The 23,823-nt window shown below is 41.2% G+C and carries 21 protein-coding genes and 1 rRNA gene; 5 read left to right on the top strand and 17 right to left on the bottom strand.

Going from position 1 to position 23,823, the window contains the following annotated elements; genetic code table 11:
• The first annotated feature begins 97 nt into the window (after positions 1-97).
• The 4 genes from rrf (at position 98) to ACMCM8_RS14080 (ending at position 4,827) form a co-directional block, all read left to right on the top strand.
• Positions 98-213, top strand: a 5S ribosomal RNA gene (rrf, locus tag ACMCM8_RS14095).
• A gap of 485 nt (positions 214-698) precedes the next feature.
• On the top strand, positions 699-1,220 hold the full coding sequence (locus ACMCM8_RS14090; RefSeq protein ID WP_412723238.1) for a hypothetical protein: 522 nt from the start codon (positions 699-701) through the stop codon (positions 1,218-1,220).
• Positions 1,221-1,412: 192 nt separating this feature from the next.
• A complete protein-coding gene (locus ACMCM8_RS14085) occupies positions 1,413-2,972 on the top strand; it encodes a methyl-accepting chemotaxis protein (protein WP_412723237.1) in 1,560 nt (519 codons plus the stop codon).
• Positions 2,973-3,192: 220 nt separating this feature from the next.
• Entirely contained in the window at positions 3,193-4,827 is a 1,635-nt protein-coding gene (locus tag ACMCM8_RS14080; protein WP_412723236.1) for a hypothetical protein, read from the top strand.
• An 18-nt stretch (positions 4,828-4,845) separates the two neighbouring features.
• Here ACMCM8_RS14080 and ACMCM8_RS14075 read toward each other — a convergent pair whose 3' ends face one another.
• Positions 4,846-5,751, bottom strand: coding sequence for a glycosyltransferase (locus ACMCM8_RS14075; protein ID WP_412723235.1), 906 nt, complete (start codon positions 5,749-5,751; stop codon positions 4,846-4,848).
• Positions 5,752-5,839: 88 nt separating this feature from the next.
• Between ACMCM8_RS14075 and ACMCM8_RS14070 the strand changes: the two genes are divergently transcribed.
• Complete coding sequence (locus ACMCM8_RS14070; protein ID WP_412723234.1) at positions 5,840-6,571, top strand: sulfotransferase family protein; 732 nt, start codon at positions 5,840-5,842, stop codon at positions 6,569-6,571.
• A 182-nt stretch (positions 6,572-6,753) separates the two neighbouring features.
• Here the strand turns inward: ACMCM8_RS14070 and ACMCM8_RS14065 are convergent, their stop codons facing one another.
• The 16 genes from ACMCM8_RS14065 to gspG form a co-directional block, all read right to left on the bottom strand.
• Entirely contained in the window at positions 6,754-7,524 is a 771-nt protein-coding gene (locus ACMCM8_RS14065; protein WP_412723233.1) for a polysaccharide pyruvyl transferase family protein, read from the bottom strand.
• Positions 7,525-7,550: 26 nt separating this feature from the next.
• A complete protein-coding gene (locus ACMCM8_RS14060; RefSeq protein WP_412723232.1) occupies positions 7,551-8,405 on the bottom strand; it encodes a hypothetical protein in 855 nt (284 codons plus the stop codon).
• A 299-nt stretch (positions 8,406-8,704) separates the two neighbouring features.
• Positions 8,705-9,160 (bottom strand): adenylyltransferase/cytidyltransferase family protein, encoded by a 456-nt coding sequence (locus ACMCM8_RS14055; protein WP_412723231.1) that lies wholly within the window; start codon positions 9,158-9,160, stop codon positions 8,705-8,707.
• The gene (locus ACMCM8_RS14050; protein ID WP_412723230.1) at positions 9,157-10,986 is read right to left on the bottom strand and encodes a LicD family protein; all 1,830 of its coding nucleotides are present in this window, start codon (positions 10,984-10,986) and stop codon (positions 9,157-9,159) included. Before ACMCM8_RS14050 ends, ACMCM8_RS14055 begins: the two co-directional genes overlap by 4 nt.
• A gap of 101 nt (positions 10,987-11,087) precedes the next feature.
• A complete protein-coding gene (locus ACMCM8_RS14045; RefSeq protein WP_412723229.1) occupies positions 11,088-13,529 on the bottom strand; it encodes a rhamnan synthesis F family protein in 2,442 nt (813 codons plus the stop codon).
• A gap of 61 nt (positions 13,530-13,590) precedes the next feature.
• Entirely contained in the window at positions 13,591-14,748 is a 1,158-nt protein-coding gene (locus ACMCM8_RS14040; RefSeq protein ID WP_412723228.1) for a polysaccharide pyruvyl transferase family protein, read from the bottom strand.
• An 8-nt stretch (positions 14,749-14,756) separates the two neighbouring features.
• Positions 14,757-15,995, bottom strand: a complete 1,239-nt coding sequence (locus tag ACMCM8_RS14035; RefSeq protein WP_412723227.1) for a glycosyltransferase — start codon at positions 15,993-15,995, stop codon at positions 14,757-14,759.
• Position 15,996: 1 nt separating this feature from the next.
• On the bottom strand, positions 15,997-17,694 hold the full coding sequence (locus tag ACMCM8_RS14030; protein WP_412723226.1) for a glycosyltransferase family 2 protein: 1,698 nt from the start codon (positions 17,692-17,694) through the stop codon (positions 15,997-15,999).
• 58 nt (positions 17,695-17,752) lie between these two features.
• A complete protein-coding gene (locus tag ACMCM8_RS14025; RefSeq protein ID WP_412723225.1) occupies positions 17,753-18,598 on the bottom strand; it encodes a hypothetical protein in 846 nt (281 codons plus the stop codon).
• Positions 18,599-18,623: 25 nt separating this feature from the next.
• A complete protein-coding gene (locus tag ACMCM8_RS14020) occupies positions 18,624-19,106 on the bottom strand; it encodes a hypothetical protein (protein ID WP_412723224.1) in 483 nt (160 codons plus the stop codon).
• A 254-nt stretch (positions 19,107-19,360) separates the two neighbouring features.
• On the bottom strand, positions 19,361-20,710 hold the full coding sequence (locus ACMCM8_RS14015) for a hypothetical protein (RefSeq protein ID WP_412723223.1): 1,350 nt from the start codon (positions 20,708-20,710) through the stop codon (positions 19,361-19,363).
• 367 nt (positions 20,711-21,077) lie between these two features.
• A complete protein-coding gene (locus ACMCM8_RS14010) occupies positions 21,078-22,007 on the bottom strand; it encodes a hypothetical protein (protein WP_412723222.1) in 930 nt (309 codons plus the stop codon).
• Positions 22,008-22,038: 31 nt separating this feature from the next.
• Positions 22,039-22,611, bottom strand: a complete 573-nt coding sequence (locus ACMCM8_RS14005) for a type II secretion system protein (protein WP_412723221.1) — start codon at positions 22,609-22,611, stop codon at positions 22,039-22,041.
• 2 nt (positions 22,612-22,613) lie between these two features.
• Positions 22,614-23,042 (bottom strand): prepilin-type N-terminal cleavage/methylation domain-containing protein, encoded by a 429-nt coding sequence (locus ACMCM8_RS14000; RefSeq protein ID WP_412723220.1) that lies wholly within the window; start codon positions 23,040-23,042, stop codon positions 22,614-22,616.
• Positions 23,039-23,422, bottom strand: a complete 384-nt coding sequence (locus ACMCM8_RS13995) for a pilus assembly FimT family protein (RefSeq protein WP_412723219.1) — start codon at positions 23,420-23,422, stop codon at positions 23,039-23,041. Before ACMCM8_RS13995 ends, ACMCM8_RS14000 begins: the two co-directional genes overlap by 4 nt.
• Positions 23,403-23,816, bottom strand: coding sequence for a type II secretion system major pseudopilin GspG (gspG, locus tag ACMCM8_RS13990; protein WP_412723218.1), 414 nt, complete (start codon positions 23,814-23,816; stop codon positions 23,403-23,405). Before gspG ends, ACMCM8_RS13995 begins: the two co-directional genes overlap by 20 nt.
• Between the last annotated feature and the right edge of the window lie 7 nt (positions 23,817-23,823).

The following is a 23,823-nucleotide window of genomic DNA, read 5'->3' as shown; positions in this document are numbered from 1 at the left end:
GAGCGTTGTAACGACAAGCTATATGTTTAAGTAGAGTGAAAAGTAGTTACTCACTGATTGAATTGATATCCAGTTTTCTAGATTGTTACCAGTTTTTCCTGGCAGCCATAGCGATACGGTACCACCTGACTCCATTCCGAACTCAGAAGTGAAACGTATTAGCGCCGATGGTAGTGTGGGGTTTCCCCATGTGAGAGTAGGACACTGCCAGGTCCCAATTCTAAAACAAAGAACCCAGCGAAAGCTGGGTTTTTTGTTTCTAGCAACGCAGAAAGTATATACGTTGTGGCATACAACTGAGCGCACTGTGCGTCCTCCTTGCGCAAAAGTCATGAAAAAAGACGTCATGATTTTGCACGATAGTGCTACAATCGCGGTCAACCTTCCCGAAGGCCCGAAGGGGATTCCCATCCATCCGGACAAGGGACTCTCGCAGAGCTCGATCGTTCGTCACTTACCGAATGCCAATGGGCATTCGTCATACACCTTCGGTGCAGCGTTCCTTACGCAGTGTGCGTCCAAACCCAGTGAGAGCAGGTCGGGCTGGCCTTTCAGGCTGCCAGTTCCTAATACTAAAACAAAGACTCAGCGAAAATTTGGATTTTTGCTTAATGCGCTTAATAAATATACATACACAACGAGACGACACAAAAATTAAACGGTATGGTGTAGCAACACTTAACTGTTAGGAAGTTAGTATGTCAGCCTTGCCATTTAACAATAAACCCATTTATTTTCGTGGAAATTTTCAGCTAGCCCCGATCTCTACAGTGGTAAAGCAGCATATAGAAGTCGTTTTCTTTTTGCTAATAGCATTATTTTTCATAACGAATGCTTTTATAGAAAGTAATGAGAAGGAACGCGTCCTAACTAATCCAAAGAAAAATGACTTCTTCTATATAGATTATAGGGCTATTGACCCATCTTCTGACGCTCGTTTTCGCTATGTTCCAATGAAAGTATTGGACATTGATGGCGATATTTTTACATTTAAAGTTGGGAATATTGCTCATACAACACAAGTATCACCGGGTCAGCACGCAAAATTTGATAAGGCGTTATTACTACGCAATTATTATCGAGTAGATAACTTGGTCCTTAATAGAGTTCAGGTAAATGAATTGGTTTCAAATGGAGCAATTTACGATGCAAGACGGCCCCGTAATATTTATATAAATGGTTGGATGGTTCTACATACCAATGAATTAGTACCCGAATAATTGCCTTGTAAAAACACTTTCTTTCGAAAATATTAAATAATCTCTGCGGTTACAAAATACAAATCAGCATTATAATTTTATGAATTAAACGTATGAACTTTCTAATTCACTAATATTACTACCATTGACGTATAGAAAAATCAGCAAAAGCACACTACATTCTCTATGTGTTAATAGAATGTGAATGAAAAAATGATGCTGAAGTATATAGTTGTCGCGATTATAAGTGCCCTAGTAGTAGGCGCTACTGATCACCTCGTATCAAATCCCTTAGTGGTGAGTGGCTGTACGTTTTTAGTTGTCGCAATCTCTACCTACCTTTTAATGATGTCTAAAGATAAGGACACAAATAAAGAACAGACGGTTATTCCTAAACAGAGTGACTTAAGCAGCTCTGCTAACAATATAAGTAAAGCTTCTAGCTTTATCGCTATTGGTGGTGCTTCAATTTCCTTTTTTCTAGACCAACTTTCAAAAGCGTTCAACGAACAGGTTGAGAATATCGGTGAAATGTCAGGTCGCTTACAGCAACTTGAAAGTAGTAGTGAGCAACTAGATAGTCTTGCGAAAAGTGCAACTGTAGCAATGAATGAGTCAGATGAAAAAACGCAAACAGGGAGCCAGTCAGTCAAAGAAGTACTTAAACAGCAAAAGTTACTCGTCGACAAGATAAATGCCTCTTCTAATGCCCTTGCCATTCTCAAAACACGCGCTGAAGGTATAAGTAATATTACAAGTACCATCAATCAACTGGCAGACCAAACGAATATGCTTGCGTTGAATGCGGCAATTGAAGCTGCACGAGCAGGTGATCAGGGGCGGGGCTTTGCTGTGGTTGCTGATGAAGTGCGGGAACTTGCAAAAAAAACCACTGATGCTACGTCAGGAATTGAGAGTTTACTGCAGGAAATGAATAGCAGTAGTCAAGAAGCAGTATCGACGATGGAAGCAGTATTGTCCTCAAGTGATGAAATGAACTCCCTGTTGAAAGAAAGTGAAAATGCCATAACACATTCTAGTACGCTGTCTACACAAGCGAGAGAAGCGATGAATGAAATGGAGTTAATGGTAGAAAAATATACAGAACACAGCGCTGGTATTAGTACCAACGTACTGCAACTGCACAGTACAACATCAAAACTAGAAAATGATTTGAAAGATGTGTCTAGTCAGGCATATTCACTGAGCGAGCAGACAGAAGATGTGTTCCGCCTGTTGGAAAGTTTAGATGTTGACGATAGAAATAGTTACGTACGAGACATCGCTATTAATACAGCGAAAAAGATTGGCGAAGCCTTTACTCGTGCTATTGAACGAGGTGAAATAACAGAATCTGCGCTATTTGACTTCACTTATAAGCCAATAGCAAATACTAATCCACCTAAGCATAGTACTGCATTTGATACTTTTACTGATAAGTGTTTACCAGACATTCAAGAGCCAATCCTCAAAAACAATGAGTTTATAATTTATGCCGGTGCAGTAGATAAAAACGGTTATTTCCCTACTCACAACTTAAAATTTAGCCAGCCACTGACAGGTAACTACGAAGCGGATTTAGCTAATAATCGCACCAAACGTATTTTTAATGACCCGACGGGTAGTCGTTGTGGAAGTAATACCTCTCGCTTTTTATTACAGACATATAAAAGAGATACTGGGGAGATTATGCACGATCTATCCGCACCCATTTACATAAATAAAAAGCACTGGGGTGGTTTTAGAATTGGTTATAAGGCTGATATAGCATAGTGAGGCTTAAGAATTAACTCAGGCTTCAGTTGTTTAGATTTATAATGCTTACTTGTTCAGAGCTAGAGGATATAAATAACGCGTTGGTCGAAGTATAAGCAAGTAACTCGTTGGGTAGTCAATTTGATTCAATTATATATAACTGCATAGTAAAATAAGTAATTGAATCACTTTGCATCATCACGATGTATCTTCACAACTATTAACTCTGAGCCATATAGTGAGCAGTAATAAAAGAGTTCTTTTAAACATACCTAATTCAGATGCAGGTAAACTCCAGTATATAATAGAAAACTACTCGGAGTGCGATGCTATTGAAATGGTTTCTCACGTTGGGTTCAAATTTTTGCCACGCTCAGAAGAAACGTGCTCTGAGTTAGGCATTATGCTATCTGAACCCGCTCAGCGATTGTTACAAGCTTTTAATTCTGCTAAGGCAAGTAATCCTCATAAATATTCTAGCTTTCGTGATTTTTATACTGAGAAAACACGCGTTAATTTTTATAGTCGATTGTTTAGTGAAGTAAATATTTCTTCAATTAGTTTTATAGGTTTACAGGAGCATTTATATAAAAGTGCGCTTATGGCAGCTGACTGGCTTAGTACACAGCTATACCGACTTCCCTATAATGTTACTAGTCAGCAAACAAAAAACGCCATGATCTCTTCTGAGGAGTTTGACGAAATAAAACTTCTCTACAACAAAGACTATGAAATTTACAACGCGGCTAAAGCAACGTTCGATAAAAGGTGGTTGGATTATACTAAACACCATGAAATAAGCCTGAAGTTCGATAAAAAGCTTACCATTCATTTAGGTCCTCCTAAAACGGGAACGTCTGCCATTCAGTCTTGGCTTCATAGTAATCGAGAGGCTCTGTTATCTGAAGGGAAGCTATATCCAGAGCATACTGCAGATGCAAATGGCGTCAGCTCAGGTAACTTTGAACAGCTAGTGACTTTCGACACAGAAAATAAGCGAGCTTATTTTGACGATAACAAGGCACAATCGCTTATTTCACGATTTAATGCCACTCATTGTGATACGCTTTTACTTTCATCCGAACACTTTTTTTATTATCTGATTTGGTTGTTCTCTCGATTTCAAAAAGCAGAATATATTTTTTATATTCGTCATCCTCTGGGGGTTGCAGAGTCATCTTTTCACCAAGAGGTAAAGCGCCATAATCGCACAGTTCCTTTTAGCATTTCCTCTAATATAGGGTTTAGCAATCTACTTATCGTGAACTCTCTGGCTAAAGAATTTGAGTGCCAGATTACTTATCGTTTTTATGATGAAAAGCAGTTTATCAATGGAAGCTTGTTGAGTGACTTCGCCCACGCAATCAGAACAAAAGTGCCAGTTCCAGTCAATGCCAAAAAAGTGAATACGCAATATAGTCCTGGTGCTATAGTTCTTATGCTGAAGTGCAATACCTTTGCTAGTGAAAAGTTACGCCGTGAATTAGATATGTTTTTGCAAGGCTACAGTGAAAATATCGGTGCATTTTCCTTTGTTTCTCCATCGGAATTTAACGATATACAGTGCAAGCTAAAATCTCAGGTGGAACAATTAACAGAAACTGATCAGTCACTAGACTACAAGTCGATGGTTTCTTTAATAGATCACTACAAAAAACCGCCAATGTGTAGCGAAGCTGAGATCAATAAAGATTTATCATGCATTATCGATACAATGATGAAATTCGCACCAACTTTAGCACGTAGCTTGTACCAAGAAATTAGTCAGAGTGCTGATGAAACAACCGACGATTTGCTGCGCCATTTTAACTTTTCGTGGTATCAAAAATGGCTTTTTAAACTCGTGAGCCTAGCACGTTTACAGAGACCTTAAGATGAGCTTTACTCTTGCCTAAAAGTAATATGAAAGGTGTTGTTTTAGCTCTTTTCGTTCATTTTCCAATGAATAGGATTTGGCGATTCTTTTACCCATATATGAGCGCATTTTAGTCATTGAAAGTGGCTGGTTTAACGCGCTTTTTATCGCAAGTTGAATGTCTTGTTTTGTATATTTAGGCATTACAATATTAGCAAATCGACTGTAGTACTCTTTATTTGCAACGCATTCAGGTACTACGGCCATTTTACTGTAATACATAGCTTCGATACCTGGTAGGAAAAAGCCCTCGGTTTTATGTGGTAACGCTACAGTTAGCCTCGAAGAGGCCATCGACATCATGACATCCTTCTTTTCCTGCGTTGAAGTGTGGCACAAGGTGCGATAACCAAGCTCTGTTGCCCAACTAGCCAATTCATTTCCAAGCTCTGGCTGTTTGCTGGCAAGGATATAAATTTCTCTTTTTATTGGGGATTGTATTGAAGGAAAGCGATGACCCATTCTAATAGTATGGCACGGGCCATTTGCATAGGGTGAAATAGCATCTGTAACTGCTTGGGAAACACACAACCGTATAGCTGGTTCTTGTAAGAATTTAAACAACTGTTCTGAGGGATCAGCATGGCGAACATGCTGAATTAAATTAATAACAGGTTGGTTCGGCTGGCGTTTTGGTAAATAGTACTGCCAATCCATCCCAGCCAAAAATGCCACATCTGCTGCTTCAGGCTGGTATTTTTGCTCATATACCACGTTGTCTAAATCAGAAAATAGATTAGTATTCGTTTTTGCTTTATTGCTTAAAAAAAGGGTAGGAGTCCAATCTAAATTAATGAAATGTGCGAGGTAATCTCTTACTTTCTGATGGCCGCCCGTGTAACCGTGATAGTGTCTTAGAAATGAAATCTTTTTTTTATTCATAATATTAAGCAGTAAACGGCTGTAGGAGGTTACATTTTGGAAAACTTACCATAGACTATGTCTAGTTAGCATAAAAAAATACAGTATAGTGAGTTCATACCCTTTACCCAATTTATTTATACCGGGTGTTCAAAAGGCAGGCACAACAGCATTGGCAAGCTTCCTTTCACAGCATCCAGACATTTATCTTGTCGACGGCAAAGAGGCCCATGTTTTCGATGATCCCGCATATCACAATGCTCTCGATAAACAGCGCTTTGCTGAGCAAAAATACGAAAGTAAGTTGAAGCATTATAAAGGAGAGCGATATATATTAGATGCTACTCCTATAACAATGTTACATCCTGCGTTTATCACAGCCGCGTCATCATCGTGTCCTGATGCAAAATACATTGTTATGCTAAGAAACCCTATAGAGCGAGCACTTTCCCATTACGCAATGACAAAGTCCAGAGGCCTTGAACCCTGCTCCCCTGCAAAAGCGTTTTTACTTGAACATCATAGAATGAAAGGTTTTTACCCTGAATTACCCTTTGCCCCTTTCGAAAGTAAGTATCGGGATCAATCTTATTTAATTCGCGGGCGCTATAATAAGCAATTATCCTATTTATACAATGTGGTGCCACGTCAAAATGTGTATATAGAGCAACAAAAGCGACTGTCAGAAAATCATGATACTTGTTTATTGCGTATATTTAACTTTCTTGGATTACCTAATATTTCTGTTGAGAAAAAAGAGGTATTTAAGTCTTCAAACCAATATCATTTGCCTATGTTAATGCGATTATATTTACGCCTTTTATTTAAAGTTTATAGGTAATTGTTTCGTTTTATAGTGCTGTTTTACATAAATTTTATTAGCACTCAGTTAATTGTTCCCAATGCACTTTATGCCAGAGAACAAAGCTTAGTTAATAGTGTAGTAGGCAAGTTCATCCAACAATAAATTAAGTGATATACACATGTTGTCAGGTGTTTTTCCTTGATAGAGCAACTTAACTTTCACAGCTCAAAGGGAATACGTTTAAAAAGAGCGTCCAGCTCAAATTTAACCTCGTCTACTTTTTTCGGAGTAGATCTACAGTGTACAACAAGTTCCGATAACGTTGTTTCTTCGCTTAACTTTAGAGGTACAAGTTCATCATCAATTGCAGTACCGTAATCCTTATACTTGAACTGACCACCTCCAGCTATTGTATCAAGCCTAAACCACCCTGCAGGGATTCCGAGCGAATCGGCTACAATAATTCCGTGCAATGACGAAGACGATATGCAACTGCATTTTGAAATGTCAGTGAGTACCTCTGAGGGCTCTCTTTCTACATCAATTAGAAGTATATCGTGAGGATATTTATTTATAAGGCTTTGTATTAAAGTGGCATTTTTGTGCTCAAAGTGAGGTATAAGGCCTAATACATACTGTTTATCTTCATTTCTATTAATTAGCTTGGCTGCCAAAAGGCCGGGATCGCCTAGTACAATATCTTTATCCGCACCAATGACTTGCCGTGTCATTTCACCTCTCACTCCCCAAATTCTTGCTTGAGGAAAAGTCTTTTCTACAGGGCGCATTATTCCACTGCCTAGGATGACACCACTGAAATTGGAGGGAACCCAATTCAAAATACTGCCAATAGAGCAGACTGATTGTGAATTTAATTGAGCAAGACGGGTGTGTGAAACACTAAAACCATAGGCATTGAGAAGATCTCTCGAGAGTATATCACCGAAATTTATCTTATCATTCCACCAAAATACACCAAGTTGTTTCACTACTTTTCTCTCTTATTAATATCGTACTAATTATTAGTTATTACTACATCTAACAAATTTTCTAACAAAACTTTATCGTAATTGTTTTGCTCTAAAAGTTTCGCGATGCGCGTTGCAAGTGCTCCAGCGCCTACTTTTTTCGTCGCAAGTAAATCGAAGCGTTCTTTCTCAATTATTCGAGCATAATCTGAATAAATGGGATGAACGATAAGGTCTTTTGGAATATTGGTAATGTGCTTTCTAATCAGATTAAAGTAACCATTTTGGGTTATTTGTAATTCACTACATGAAAACTGATTGTTCATTAACATTGAACAGACAAAAACTTCGTCATTCGGGTAGTTAGCGGGCTCAAACGAGCCGCTTTTCCATTTTTTTGCCAGCTTTTTCCGTTCATCAAATAGAAATGATAGCGCTGAATTAGATAGCCTTATTAATGAAAACAATCCGCCAAAAATCGTGTGCTCGGGGTATAGTATTTGGTATCGCGTATACCAGCTCCATGACGGGGTTTGTTTAGATAATCCATGCAGCAATAAATCACTGTGCGTGCTACTTGCTTCTTCTAGCAGTCTTTCAAGAGATTGTTTTTGAATAAAGACGTCTGGTTCAATTAACCAGTAAAAGTCATAGTCTTTATTGAGGTTATAAACAGAGTAAAGGTTATGGTCACCACACCGCCATCCTAAGGTAGGGACTTCGACGTCCAAACCTTCCTGTTTAATAAATCTTTTTAGTGATAGCACTCGTTGGGTGTTTTCGAAGTCAGAGTCACAGGAGAAATAAATGTCATTATCTGGAAACGCAGTTTGCAGTGTACTGTAAAGCGTTTGCTCATCACTTCCCACAGATTTACATCGAATTATGACGCACTGGGTCACCAAACTAACCTCCGGTTAATAGATGTAGTTGAGTCAAACAGATTGTTCTAAAACGACGATTACTTAAGACAACAAGGCTTTTTGTATATGTATCAATATATCGACGTGAACAAGCTATTGAAGCCTGTATTGAGCATATTTTAGAAAGATGAAGTATTTATGTATGACGAATGACGGTTTTGTGTCAGTTATAAGAGGATAAAGGAAAAGTGTTAGGTCAAGATAGGAGTGCGCCAACAACCAACATAGCACGCTGAGTGATTATTCAATGCACTTCAGCGCGCGGGTGTATTAACTTGCTATAATTTTGTCACAAGTGATGAAAGATGACTAAAGAGGTTTTTAATTTCTTTCTTTTTATCTTCTTCTATCTGACTCATTACCGCTTTTATATCTGTGGTCGAAATATCCTGTGTTCTCGGAAGATACAAAACATCGACGATGTCGTTCAGATCATCAAATTTCCCAATCCAGTCGTCGCCAATTGCAAAAATGTCTGCATTTTCTCTTTGTATATCCTGACGTTTCTGTTCCCAGTTTTCCTCCGGAAAGACATCATCTACATATTTACAGGACAAGAGCACTTCTTTGCGGTCTGCATAGGGGATAACAACAGTTTTGCCTTTCTGAGTGTTAAACTCGTCGGTGGACAAGCCAATTACGAGTCTATCGCCTAAACGCTTTAGTCGCTGGAGCAGTCTTACATGACCTACGTGAAAAAGGTCGAAAGTACCATAGGTGATTATCGTCTTCATTGTGGGCTATCCAAAGTATCTACATTAACTGGCCATGGCCATTCGTGGTACCTATCAGGCTTAGACCAGTTTTCGCCATAGCGTTCTGTCAAGAAGCCAATCGTGTCTTTAGGTACCGGGTAAGATTTTTCATAAAGTTGAAGTTCGTCTCTTTCGGCTAAAATGGCTTTAGGCATTGCGCGAATCATCATCTTTTCCATGTGTAGATAAGCTTCTTCCTTATTAAACCAATAGGGAAAAATATCTATCATGATATTTGTTTTTTTATGAAAACAATGAATGTTGTATGTTTTGGTTGTTTTGCTGCCTTTACTAACCCTATATTTTTTTTCATCTAGACTAGCTTTGACATTTTCCATCAGAGACTGAACTTGCGATTCATTAGTGTCACTGATAGATAGTTCAACAAGAATATCGACGTCATCGTCATGTGAGATGAATTTATTCTCTCTTTTGGCACCAAGCAGCGTGCCGTAAGCTAAGCACGGCTTGAATCCTGCTTCGCTTAAGTCACTCATTACTTCATCAAGGGCTAACAATACTGATTCTGTATTGCTGACCAACATGCCTTGTCGCGCCGCACCGTGCTTCGTCAATTTTATGGGTTGTAGCGAACAGGTGTCTCTATATTGGTTGATGTTTCTTTCAAGTTGCTCTATATCGCTTGTATTTGCTAAAAGTCTTGAGAAGCTATTTAACGAAAGTGATAAAGACTGTTTTGTCTTATGAAAGACATACAGAGCGAGCAAGCTCAGTTCACTCTGATGGGTAGTCGTATCAGAAATTCGATAACTCTCGTCCCAACTACTTAATACCTGGAGGGGTATCGAAAAATGCTTATCCTCAAGTTGGTTAAGTTTTGATTCCAAATCGCTAACTATTGCGGCCAGAAGGGTTTTGCGTTTTGGATAAGGCGCTGGACTTGCCAGTAACTGGGAATGAAGTTGCTCTAAAACAACATAATCTTTTTCGACACTGTAAGAGCACTGCATGGTGTAAACCGGCAAAATCTCGTTGCTTCGCAACATCACAGACACGGCAAGATTATGAATTCTTGAACCCCACTTGTCTCTTCTATTGAGGATCTCTAGCTGACCAATATATACGGGCTCTGTAAACGTTATGGTTAAATGAGGGCAGTCTTCCCTTCTTGAGTGAAAACCTCCACCAGTAGCCAGTACTTGGCGTAAATCGGTAGCTGATACGTTAGAACTTGCGTGCACTTTTTCGATAAACCTGTTATCCAGTGCCGTTCCTCCATGGTTGTACAGTTTTAAGCTCGTATAATTTAGATAGGCACTAGTGTTATCAATTCTTAGAAAAAGCGTTTTAACTTTCTCGTTAATATTAATCAGCAGAGGGCTGTGATTGAGTCCACCAAAATAGCCTCGACTTGGCATGAGTTCACGTAATCTAAGAGCGTTTTTAAAAAAGTTAATTAGTAAAAACTTTGAAACATTAAGAAGTTTTTCTTTACCGTTTTCGCTTTCTGAAAACAACGTGATAGCTTCTGGTTCCAGCGCTTCAAGTGTTGAAAGCGGAACTTTAATAAAAGCATTCACTACATCCCCATCTGTGGATAGTTGAACGCGTTCGTGCGCAATTTCGCCATGCTCAGTCACCAGACTAAAATCCACAAAAGTAGTGTTTTTCACCATGCCTGATATAGCAAAGATGATGTCATTACTATCTGCCGCTTTCGTGCTGACAAAAAAAGAAGAGTGCTCAAAGATATAAGAAGAAGATAAGCGAGAATCGGTAAAGGGTTGATACAAATCGCTCAAAGCACCTCCAAACGTTCCTGCTTGAGAAACAGCATATTCCATTATTCACCCGATTTCCTGATGCAAATTGTCATAAACAATTTAGTGAATAGTCACAAAACTGCAATAATACTAAAGGGGGCTGAAAATGTCGAGCTAAGCCATCACTTATAGGGGGCGAGGCTGGTATAGGTACATTGATACTCTTGACCACAAAAGTAGGGTAGAGCGCGTTCTATTGCATGCATAATCGTGCCGTCGATTTGGCCATTTTCGATTGGGAAATCGTGTAATTCCCATTTGTGATCGATAAGCTTGGCCAAGGCGTTGGGCTTATACCAAAACATTGAACCAGCCGGAAAGGGGGAAATGTTGGTCGACGTATCAATTTCAATAGTAAACGTTTCGGCAATCTGTTGAATAAGCAACGTGTTTTTTCCCCAATTTAGGTGGGGGAGTATATGTGGGTGGAATTCGGGTAAGGTTAACCCAATTTTGGGATCCTGTTGAAATTTAGCCAATATGCGTGATACCGATTCATCATTATCCAGCAAGCTCCACAGTAATTGAAGTCTCCAGCCCGACAGTAAGCTTGCATGAGGTGTAGATTTGGTGTGTAACTTAAGTACCACATCGCAATCGCGAAGTTGCTTAGCGCCAACCATTAACCATGGAGCAATATCTCGTCCTCGGTTTTCAACACCAATGACCTTAGTAAAGGGTTGATTTTTAAGTAGCTGATTAACATTTGTTTCTATTTCAAAAGGGCAGGTGACAATAGTCGTGAACTTTGTCGGGATGTTTTGTAAAAAGCTATATATTTCAGGTAGTAATTCTAAGTAGTATACATGGATATGCACGCCTATTTTTAACGCTCCTTTTGAAAGCGCGGGGTTGAGCGATTTAATTGTTACATCTTGAGCCTGTTGATCACCCATAGGGCGCGGAGAAAATTCGGTACGCAATACTTCGGATGACCAGTATTTATCAGCGTGCAACGAAATATAATCGACTAAAGATTCTTGTGCCTTTGATGGTATTAAGTTAATCCCCTTTGTTAGCCAATCTTGATTATCCCTTAACACAAAAGCTGATTTCACCATATAGCGGTCAAGTGCTTGACCATAAGTGCTACTTTGGGTCATGGCGTCCACTACATTAGTATAGTGATTGACGATAGGCATGACTTTGTAATGATTTTTCGCGGCCACAGCATCATTTGTACTACATGTCGCTTTGGCCACTTGTGCTAATTTTGCCTCTGCATTGGCAATAGCTGGTTTTGTACTGTCCAACGCTTTTGCTTGTAATATGAGCTTAGCCGCACCGTCTAAGTTATTACGCTCTACCTCAACCTCTGCCAGTCTGGCGTAAAATGTCGCGTTTTCAGGTGTCCGATCTCGGGCGCTGGTGTAACACTTTTCAGCATCATCCAAATCACCTCTTTTTTTACTCAGGTCGCCTAAGTGCATCCATCGCCACGAAGCAGGTTGTAGATCGAGCGCTCTTCTAATCGCAAGTTCGGCTTCTAACTGTTTGTTTAGCTTTAGCGCGCTATTAAAAATACCATCGTAGTGTTTGGCGGTTAAATCGTTTCTCTTAAACAACGCTTCCCAGCTAAAGTCACTTTGTTCGGCCACAAGATTACCAACTACCTCTAATACTTCGTCAGCCGCAAATTTTGAAAAATCGATGTGAAGCTTCTTGGCTCTTTCTACTTTTTCGCGATCGTCATTATGATTTTGTTGATCAAGCTTATAACTCACGGGAAGCTTAAATGTGGGCTTGATAAATGAAATATTCTCGCGTGGAGTGAAAGAAAAAGCGTGATAAAGCTGGTGGCAAAGCTCATCACATTCTTGTCGAATAGGCGCTGAGATCATATCCAACATAGAATGCGGTACGTGTGAATGCAGTAGTTCTTTTTTTACAATATAGGATGCGTCTAGTAACTTACCTTCTAGCCCTATACTTTTTAGCATTTCAGGTAATTTTTTGTCCCCGTCAATTATCGCCGACAGAGGGAAAATAAGCGTACTATCTGGGCATTTGGCATACCAGGATAAGATAGATTTGGCTGACGCTATCCACATGCTAGCTGCAGTGTCTGGTTTACGCCAAAACACAATGTCGTTAGGGCGAGTGTGCATTCCACTTGACGTTTGTAACAGCTCTCTGCTGTGTCGTTTCAATATTGACGATACGGAATATTGCCAGCTTCTAAAAACAAAGAGTGATTTAATAGGTGTAGTGAGCGATAGCCAGGTATCTTGAAATAGCAGAGCGCGAGGATCTTTTGCCCCTATCGTTTTTGATGTATCTAGTGTGCGATTATTGACATAAAGCCGCAGTTTTTCTTGTAAAAATTTGGGTGGTGTTAGCGACGCCCTTTCGTGTTCTTGCCAATTCGTTCCACAAGCTGCCAACATGGCATCGTGAATTTCTACAAGGGGAATATCCTCATAATGACCTTCTCTATTGGCAAAGCTTGCCCCCATTAGGTTATCGCCCATATTTACGCCATTGTAGTTTAGCGTTTTAGCTACGAGTGATGTGCCGCTGCGATGAAAACCTGAAACGAGAATAAAAGGAGAAGGCGCAGTCATAGGATATAGTATCTCTATTAATCAAGAGAAAGGTCGCAGACAGCGACCTCTCCGCGAAAGGTTAATTTTGCGCTAGCGCAGTGATGCGTTCATTCACGGGTATACCATTTAAAGAGAGGAAACCGTTGTAGCGAATGGCGTTTTCTTTACGTACCGCATCGTAATTAGACGCATCATTTTTGTTCCACCGACAAAAGTCGACTAACTCGTCTGCGCCCATATGTTCGACCTCTTTATAGCGAACCGTAGGAATGCCTGTGGTAACTGATAATTCCTCTGTTCGAGAGTCGATACTGATGACTTTGCCTGGCACACCCGCTTGAATCGGTAGCGCAACGCCGTGATATCGTGGACCTATAGCTAACGTGAAGTGTTTAGAGTAATGCATCCAGTTTTGGGCATCAGCGAAAAATACAGAGAAGCTTTCGAACCATGCCTTTATGTGCTCCCAGTCGCCAATTCGAGAATACACTTTTTCGAGACGAGAAACGTGATTCATTTGCAAGGAGTTTGCTTCACCTAATGCCAACTGAATGAGGGCTTTGGGGTGCTGAAGTACATAATCACCACGATACTTCTCTACGATTTCCGTGAGTGTATTTTCTAATGTGGCTGATGCATGCCATGGATTTCCAGCGGCTGTCATGATGCGATCATATTTAGTGCGTTGCTGGTGAGCTAAACACTTCGAGCCAAGGTTTAGTTGCGTGGATATAAACTGAGAAGGACAGCCAAAAGGAGATGAATCGACGCCAAAACTAGCAACGACTTCACTACTAAAATTACCTCTTGTAATAATATTTGGCGAATTAGGATCAGCTCGCAATGACTTGGTCAACGCCAAAAATTTCTTACTTCCATCCGGAATTTCTGGAATATTACCAATCTCATCGCTTTGCGCTCCCAGCCCAATAAATACGGTAGGTAAGTCAAAATGATGTAACCTGTCTGCCCAGCCAGCAAGATCTACATGCGCGCCAATTTGGTTTGCACAACAAATGACTAACATGTCGTAATGTTTGTTGACTGCTTCGGGGTTGTCGCCCCAATTCACTACGCCAAAGGTATCACCAAGTATATTTTTAATACCTTGTACAAACGCTACGTTGCCTGTATTTCCACCTGTTGCACGCATCCAGCCATCAGTATCGGCTGTCGCCATCTCTTTCGCAACGAATTCGTCTATTTTTACTAAGTTGGTTATAACACCAATTTTCATCTTCTTTCCTAACTACCTGTTGCACTGTATTCGCTAAACAGACCCTTTAACATCGAAAGGTGCTCTGTTTTAGCTTGCTGATCAGCAGTGAGTTGATTATGCCAATGGTCGAAAACTTCTGGCTCTATTGCTTTCATCATAGTATTTGCCAGTGCACTTGCACTTCGCGCTTCAAACGTAAGACCTGCTTTATTTTCGATTTTCTCTTTCATTCCACCAATATTTGAGCCAATTAATGGACGGCCAAAGTGAATGGCTTCTTGGATAACAACGGGCGAGTTTTCCCACCATATCGACGGTATAACAACCCAGTCACAATCGGCAATGCGGTTTCTTAAGTGTTCTGATTCATACGGCCCGCGCAGTTCAACCATACTGCCAGCTCTCTCGAGTAATCTTTCTACTTTTTCTTTGAAATCGCTGGTTTGAATATCTAAATTTGCACCATGAATATCGAGCGTAACGCGCGCTTTTATTTCTTCAGGTAGTAATAATAACGCCTGCAGCAGTATGTCTAGCCCTTTGTACGGGTTAACTTGCCCAAAAAATGCGAATTTCGTGCGTTTTTCACCCTCGCGAAGTTGTCTGGGTGGCACTGGCGTTAAATCAGGTAATACGTTCTCAATAACATGCATCTTTTCTGCCGGAACACCCCAATCCATATAACGTTTTGCGAGGAATAGGCTAGGAGAGATAAACTCGTCAACATAGTTTAATTGATCAAGTATATAGCTCTTTCTAAGTAGAAAATCGCCAGGAGAGTGAGACGGAAAACATTTACTACAATCTGTCTCGGTTGCTTTTTCACACAGCTTCAGTGATTCGCGTTTTACCATTTGCCCATTGTGCATGCACATAGCCATAAACTCATGGATGGTGAAAATTACTTTTGCATCAGGTACTGCGCGCTTTACGGCTGGGAATATTTCTATACCCATATGGGCATAATGATGAATATGCACTATGTCGGGGGAAAATTGTCTTAACAGCTCTGACAAGTCGCTAAACAATGGTTTTAAATTGCTGGTGCTCAGATTGAACCAATCTGACATCGCAGTGTGAAAAAGGACCTCTTCACCACGTTTCGAAAATGTTGATCCGCCGTGTGATGCACCATCTGCTCTTGCAATGTATAAACAGTCGTATCCATTCTGTTTTAAATGTTGATATAAATTCCAAGAGGCAACCTCAGCACCACCTTTACTTAACTCGGGGTGACCATGGGAAATAAACACTACCTTTTTCATTTTATGCGTTAACCTTTTCCATATGCTCTAATGTTGTCTTCCACTTTTTATTGAAATACACGGCATTTAAAATAGTGATGTTGTGCTTCCATCGCCCTGGAGGAACTAAATTTTGAGATTGGCGTTCCAAGTGATATAGCTCAACATCTCTTCGAATATAGTTCGTCCTGCCTAGTTCCAGCATTCGTAAGCACAAATCTGAATCTTCAAAATCACCCAGCACATATTCTGGATCAAACCCGTTTAACTGCTGGTAAAGTGATTTTTGCATAACCCAACACGCAGCGGTGATAAGTGGGCAAGGTTCAACGGCACTTTCAAAGGGCGCTAACGATTTTGGCCATCCCTTTTTCGGGTGATCATTAAATAGCAGCCCAGGGTATTCATTAACCGTCATAGGGGCCATGCCATCATGCTGCAGTGATTCATCTTCAAATAGAAGTCTTGCACCAACAATTCCAGCGTCAGGCTGTCGCGCAGTGTCAATTAGCTTATCTAACCAGTCAGTTGTTTTTGGTAAAATATCAGAGTTAATCAGTGCGATAATTTCGGCATTAGCATATTGCACACCTATATTATTCGCTTTGCCAAAACCTAAGTTTTGCGACAGTTGCAGGACAGAAAATGGCTGTGTTGACACAATTTCCATTTCGCGTGCAAGCTTCATTACCTCATTGGCAATACTGGGATCATCAACGACATAGATTACTTCACAATTGTGCGTTTGCTTGTAACGGCCGAAATGCGAAAGCTGATAACGCATAAAATCGTATCGGCCATATAAAGGAATGATGAGGCTTGCTACTGGTGTCGAAGGCTGTTTATTAAAGTCATGACGGACCGCTGAAGCCGTTAATGTAGCAGGGAAAGCATCGCGAAGTATCTGTGAAAACATGTCTGCTTTTTTGAGATGAGAAGGGGCACTAGGCTGCCAAGCATTCAATAATCGTTTTGCATTAGTTACACTGTCTTGTGTAGCAGGGTATATAGTGTCTACCGGTACGGTCACATCCTTTCCATTTAATGTAAAGCAAAGCCGTATATGTTGACCTGTAGTCTCACTGGAATAGTCCTCTACTTTTTTGAACAAATAGTTTAGTCCTGCACCTCTTGACGCAGACGACTCGCCAAACGTCTCGATAATATCTTTGCGTTGAATGCGAATGCCGTCTTCAAACGTGGCAAGCGTTTTGTTTCTTCTATCTACTAGGTAAAAGGATTTCGCTTCCTTTTCATCCAATACCCAGCCACCAACGAAAAAGTGCGTGGGTGTTTCAATAGCATATTCACACGCCGCTTTAACGTCACTTCGGTTTAATGTTGTTGATTCAATTTTCGATTTAACATCGGGTTCGTCAATTGCTCCGTTGGGGGACGGAATAGTGACTTGCTTGCTACCATTTGATGTTTCAAAAATTAAATAGAATTGGTCGGTACTGTCAGACGTGTGAACGTGAAGTTCAAAACCAGCAGCTTTTTTATTGGTGACTGCGAAAACGTCATCGCGGCTAATTTTTAGCAGGGTGGTATCAACAGATGTGCCGTTTTTAGCTTTAATATTTAAACTGGAAACATCATTGGTAAAGTACCAACCAATGATACAAAAGCCAGTGGAAGTCCGTTGAACTAAATCAATGGTATACGGTGCTGTATGATTTCTTCCAAGCAGCTTTTTAACAAGTGATTTTACCTTCTTCACACGTGTTCCTTGTTCACTTCGGTATTTTTTCACAAAGGCACAAGCCTAGCATATTCGCCTAATTGGGACTACCGTTTGCTGTGGTTTGCGCAAGGGAATGTGCAATATCATGCGTAGAATAATAAGGGGCTAATAAGGCGTAATTTAAATGCTCTGCTACCCAGGTTAACGGCGCTGTTAATTCAGGGCGATAGGCATGCCGTGGGAAAAGGGCATTATCTGGCGTGCCGTTTACCTGACACGCTTTAAACAATGCGAGTCCCTTAGTGGCAATAATATCTTCGTATTTTAGTATCGGCACACCACTTGCGATAAATTGGCTTAAAAACCAGTGGTAGATAGTAACTTGTCTAGCAACAACGTCATTAATACCGTTAAGGGTTTCGCTTAATGGAGGGCAAAACTTTTCACCCCCAGGAATACGGCCTCGGTTCACCGGTAAATTCACTGTCATCCATGAAGTGAGAACATCGATAGGGTTACGTACAATAGCCACTAACGGGTATTCAGCTTTTAATTCATTTACTAATGCGGCAAACATGGCGTTTTGTTTAATAAACACGTGGGTGTTTGGCGTAATAGCAGGAATACTAAGCAGCCCGCGCTTAGCGCGGGTGGCTCTAATTGGCGTGTCGTTAGAAGACGATTGAGACACCGGGTTATCAAGTACAAGGTTTGCGCTATCGCCATGTTCGATATCTTTACCTGCAAGAAGGCTACGGTATATATGCGCGATGTTTGACTTAATTTCCGGTATCACCTCTTTACCCTGACTGGCCGCAAGCTTTTGGGGGTCTAGGGGCTCGTGAAGCGCAATGACATTGTCAACGCCATTGAGTAACTTACACGCCAGTGTCGTGCCTGACCTGGGTATGCCGGTTACTAGGCTTATTGGGCTAGGCATTCAGTACTTTTTCCGAAACAAGGGGTTACTCTTGTATTTGTTGTGACAAAACGTTAAAAGTCTGCACCGTTTTTCTGCTGTCAATTGTCTCTAAATTGGTAGTCAAGTATATCTGCTCGATATCTAGCGCAGTGGTTTGCGCACCATCGACCACAACGACTTTCATTGGAATTACTACCTCTAGTTGAGATAGCACCTCTTGTTCTTGTTCATCAACCATCACAGTCTTGGTGTAAAACGTTTGTTTAGCATCACTAGTGCAGTGTGCTTCAACCAATTTAGCCAATCTACTTTGGCGCTGAAGCGAGCTTTCTATGTCGCGAAACACAAAATGGGGGAAGTCATTACCCCGACCGAGTAATGGTAACGCAGCGTTCACCTCGTCTGCGCATTCAAAACCTGAAAAGGTTATGGCTTTGCCGGTAGAGCCATTATCACTTGCGCTATTAGCAAAAGAAAGGGCAGACGCTAACGTTAAAACCAATAAGGGGGCGGCCATTAATTTCATAAAATCTGTAACTGTCCAAGGTGTATGTGTGCCGAAATAATATTAAAAGTTACCATGACTGGCAAGGTGCATGTTAATGAGAAATTAAGTGTATTAAGAGTTGTGAAATTAACAATGTGTGCAGAACGCGCTTTGCTTTTTTTCAGCAGGTGGCCTGCACGGCTTACCGCTAGTAAAAAGTTGAATTTAAAAAAACGCTGAAAAATAAAAAACCCCCGCTAGGCGGGGGTTTTAATAGGGTCTAACCAGTTGTCTTAGTTGTAGATAACTGTGTCAGTAGTACCGTCAGCTAGGTTAACGGTTTGAGATGTTACTTTGATAGATGCATCTTCTGCTTCTAGTTCAAGAACTGCAGAAGTACGTGTCTTACCAGTTAGTGTAACAATGTCAGTTGCTTTAATAGCAAGCATTGACTTAGCAGGAACTGTACCTTCAGCAGCAGTACCTTTAGCAGCAGTCACACCAGTTTCTGACGTGAAAGAGAAAGAGTAGTTTGCTGGAAGTGAGCTCTTGTTAACAATGAACAGGCGCTGGTTGTAGCCGCTGAACGTTGTTAGGTAAGGTACTTCAACAGAAAGCGTATCGTACACTACGTTAGACAACGCACCAGAAAGGGTGTTTGTGCCGTTAGTTAGGGTAAGCGAGTAACCACCTTTAACGATTTCAGTTTTACCGTCAACAGTCAAACATACGTAGTTAGCCGTTGTAGACATAGTAAGATCATTAGTAGCAGAAACTGCTTTAGTCTTATCTTCGCTTTCAACTAGTTGAACATCATCAGTCGAACAGTCAGCATTTACTGACAAGAATGAATCGTCAACAAATGATAGGTCACCTGTTAGCGTTACAGTGCGCGCTGCAGGAGCAAAGATGTCAGTAGGGTCAACAGCTAAGCCGTCATCAGGCGCGATAACAGTTGTGTCAACTGTGCCAGTTGTGTCAACTTTACCGATGATTGCTTTAGTGTCTTGAGCATTGTCAAACTCAGTAAACTCAGAACCTACAGTAGCGGTTGGCTTAAGAGTTGTGCTGTCTTTAGCAATTGGTGACTTAACAGTAGCGCTTGCAAAAGTGCTAACTGGGCCAGTGAAAGATTTAAGGGCGCCAGTTCCGCTTGCTGCGTTAGTTAGGGTTTCGTAAATGGCATAAGTAGCGTTTACGCTCTTACCATTAGTTACCTTTATGTTACCCATATCAAGAGTGAATACGTCATCTGCAGCTGCAGCAGCAGTTCCTACAGTCACTTCGTAAATAACGCGTGATGCATCAGCGACACCGCCGTCAAGCTTAGTTGCTGTCAAAACTGCACCAGACGTATCTGTATCAGTTAGAGTTAGAGCATTAACTGCACCTGCGAACTTGGCATTCTCAAGTGTGAAGCTGATGTAACGAGTAGTGCCTGTTGCGAAGCCAAAGCCAACAACAGATGATACGTCAAGTTTATTAGCTGCGTTAACAACAGTAGTGGTGGTAGCTGAAGTAGACTGTAACTCAGAAGCCACTTTAATAGCTTTAGTATCTTTGTCGCTGATGTCTTGTACAGCAAATGCACCAGTTGAGATAGAAGCAGCAATTGCAACTGCTAATGTTTTTTTGTTTAACATGTAAAACTCCTGCAAGAGTAACTATTTATTAGTTTATGAGCGCCATAAAAAGAACAGCCGTTTTTTCCTTCGGAAGTTACTTTCTAGGCTTCCCCCAATAAGCTACAACACAGATGTGTTGTGATCAACTTTTTATTGTGGTTATTCCGACATTTACACCAGTTATTGCTGTTTCTGTCGATTTTTAAGGTAATTACACCTGCTCTTATTGCCTTTTTGGCATTTAGAACAAGGTAAGAGGCTAACGTATTTTGTGAAATAAATACAATGAAATCTTTATTACCTAGGTTAAATTTTTCATACCCATGTAAATAAATCAATAAAAATGTATGAGGGAAGTATTTAATTTAACTCCGAACTACGTATTCTAATGGCGCACTTCAATGGGAGGAAGTTCCCTCTGTTGGCGTTTAACACGCAGGGTTTTGCTATAGAAAGGTGTGCGCGCTTCTACAGTAAAGTAACCGCTGGCATAAAAGCTATAGTAGCCAGATGATACACTTGGCTCTACCCCTATAACATGGCTGTCACTATACAGCCAATGGCCTTGTTGGCGTTGTTGGGCGATAGTGTCAGCGCTATCAGGCCACAGTACACGCCATAACGACACAGGCACAGCGTTTACGTTAAGCGTGGGCACTCTTAATAAACTGCAGTTATCCAGTAAATAGGGGTTGTCATCAAGCAGTTCTGGCCATTCCATTACGTTTAGCAGCTCTCCACAACTTTGTAATAAAAAATTACTGGGGGGCGGCAAATTGGCGTGACGGTAGGTGAGGTTTTCTGCCCCCGAAGGCAAGGCCCAATCGTCTTCATCGGCGTAGTCATGCAGTAAATTACTGTATTTGTTGGCGTCAAAGTCAGACAAGCCGCGTTTTACTAGCCATTGCTTTAGCCAGTAGTGACTTGCATCATTAATTGGTAACAAACCATTTTCCGCCTGAATGGCATACTCAAGGGGGGAGGACGATTGCGCTTGTGCTTTAATATACTCACCGTCTACCCGAATCTCATCGTGGGTGAGTATACTGGCCCAGTTTTCATCAATACGCATCAGGCCGTCGGGGTGTTGGCCGGTGGCGATCCCTGCTGGGGTTAACCGTTGCGTGGCAATTAAATAGCTTAGCTCAGCGAGCGTAGACTGTACCCGTGCTTTATCGAGTAGTTGTTGTTTTGAGTCCGATGCTATGTCGATACGGTTATTCAGCAACTTTTGCGCACTAGTAATAAGCAGAGAAAGTAATAGCACCACTATTATTACTGTAATCAGCGCTGCGCCTTGTTGGTTGTTCTTCATATTACTATTTACTCCCGCACCCCATGCACAATTAAAACTCGTACTTGCCAAAAGGTGGCAGTTCCGCAGGTATATCTGCGTTGACCGGGCGGCCTGCTGTTACCAAAGTCCAGTCCTTGTTGTTGGCACTTAATTTAATGGCCGCTGGAATAACCGCATTGTCAGGTTGAAATCCTTCTTGCCATTCTCCGTTAATTAGATAGTAAAACTGATAGGTACGCGAAAGGGCGGCAATAGTAATAGGCTCTGCTTCGTTAATGCTAAATTGTAAGTCACATACAGTGCTTGTGCAGTTAGTCAGCTGCCACGTAATATTTTGCGGTGTTGAGTGTTCGGCTGAAGGTGCTGTGGTAGTGACATGTGAGAATTTTTGAGGAGTACCGACGAAGTTGGGTTCGTAGGGATGAAACATTACCGCCCCTTTATAGCTTTGGTTAAACCATTGCTGTGGCATATTGGACGAAGTGGCACGTAAATTCTTAGCGGTAAGTTTGTCAAAATTTGCCCAGGTTGTAGACAAGCCAGTTACCAGCAAGGTAGTGGTCAATGACATGATGACAAGTACAACCAGTACTTCGATGAGCGTGAAACCAAGCTGTCTCATAGTTAGTTACTTAAAAAGTCATCAAAGGAGAGCGCATTAGCATCCGAATCGGGCCATTGTGCGTAATATTTTGTATTAAGTTCTGCCACGCTTTGCCCTTCAAACGCAATGCTTATTTGAATATTAAAAAGTGTTGCTACCCATTTGGGCTGCCGGCGAAAGGGTTCTTCTGTAGAGGTGCGATCAACAGTGGCTTGCCAACGCACCTGGTAATCATCAATATCGTAGTGTCCGCTGCGCTTATTCGCTAACGGTTCTAAAGCAAGGCGTTCCATCACACTATCAAATACCGCATTGACTTTAATTGCGCGTTCTATTTTATTGGTGGCGATAGTGGATGTACCAAACCAGTTCCAAACTACGGCAAAGGCCCCGGTTAAAATAATAAGTGCAACCAGTGTTTCAATGAGCGTGAACCCGTTCGTTTTCATGCCTCGGTTATCGCTTCTAATTCGCAAAGTGGGGGGCGCACTCGATATGTAAAGCGCCTGTCGTTAACCATTATCTGAATTTTGTCGCCCTCACAATAGCCATTGGCTAATACCCGAATAGGGCGGGTAAAAGCAATGTGTATTTCTTCAGGCAATTGCAATTGGTTTTTGTCGTCTATGACCATAGCTGTTGCGCTTCGGTTGGCTTTAAGCGGCAACACAGCAATGGCACTGGCGACCTCATTTTTTAATGATGCCGCCTGCCTGCTTGCTAACCAATTAAAAATATTGGGCCCAACAAGACTTACCGATAATGCAATAATCACTAGCGTGACCAGCAATTCGATAAGGGTAAAGCCATTAGTTTTGTGATGGAACATAACCAATGTCAGCATTCAGGTCTGTGCCGCCAGCTTTTAAATCGGCACCTAAAGAATAAAGGTAAAAGCCATTTTCAGCGTCGCTATTCACTTCGTAAACATATGCATTGTTCCACGGATCTAATGGTACGCTTTCATCTAAGTATGGGCCGTCCCAAAACGTATTGTTAGCCGGTTTACTGCGCAGCTCTTCTAAAGCACCTGGGTATCTGCCCACATCTAAGCGATACGTTTGAAGCGCCATTTTCAACATTTTTATTTGCGTTTCTGCTGTGCGCACTCGCGACGAGTCGACCTTGCCAAAAAACTGAGGCCCTACAATACCCGCTAATAAGCCTAAAATGACCAACACAACCAATAACTCGATCATGGTAAAGCCGCGATTTTTCTTCATATCTACC

This window comes from Alteromonas sp. D210916BOD_24 (assembly GCF_047159385.1).
Lineage (GTDB): Bacteria > Pseudomonadota > Gammaproteobacteria > Enterobacterales > Alteromonadaceae > Alteromonas.
The sequence above is the reverse complement of the archived record's forward strand: the minus strand, read 5'-3'. Positions and strand labels throughout refer to the sequence as shown.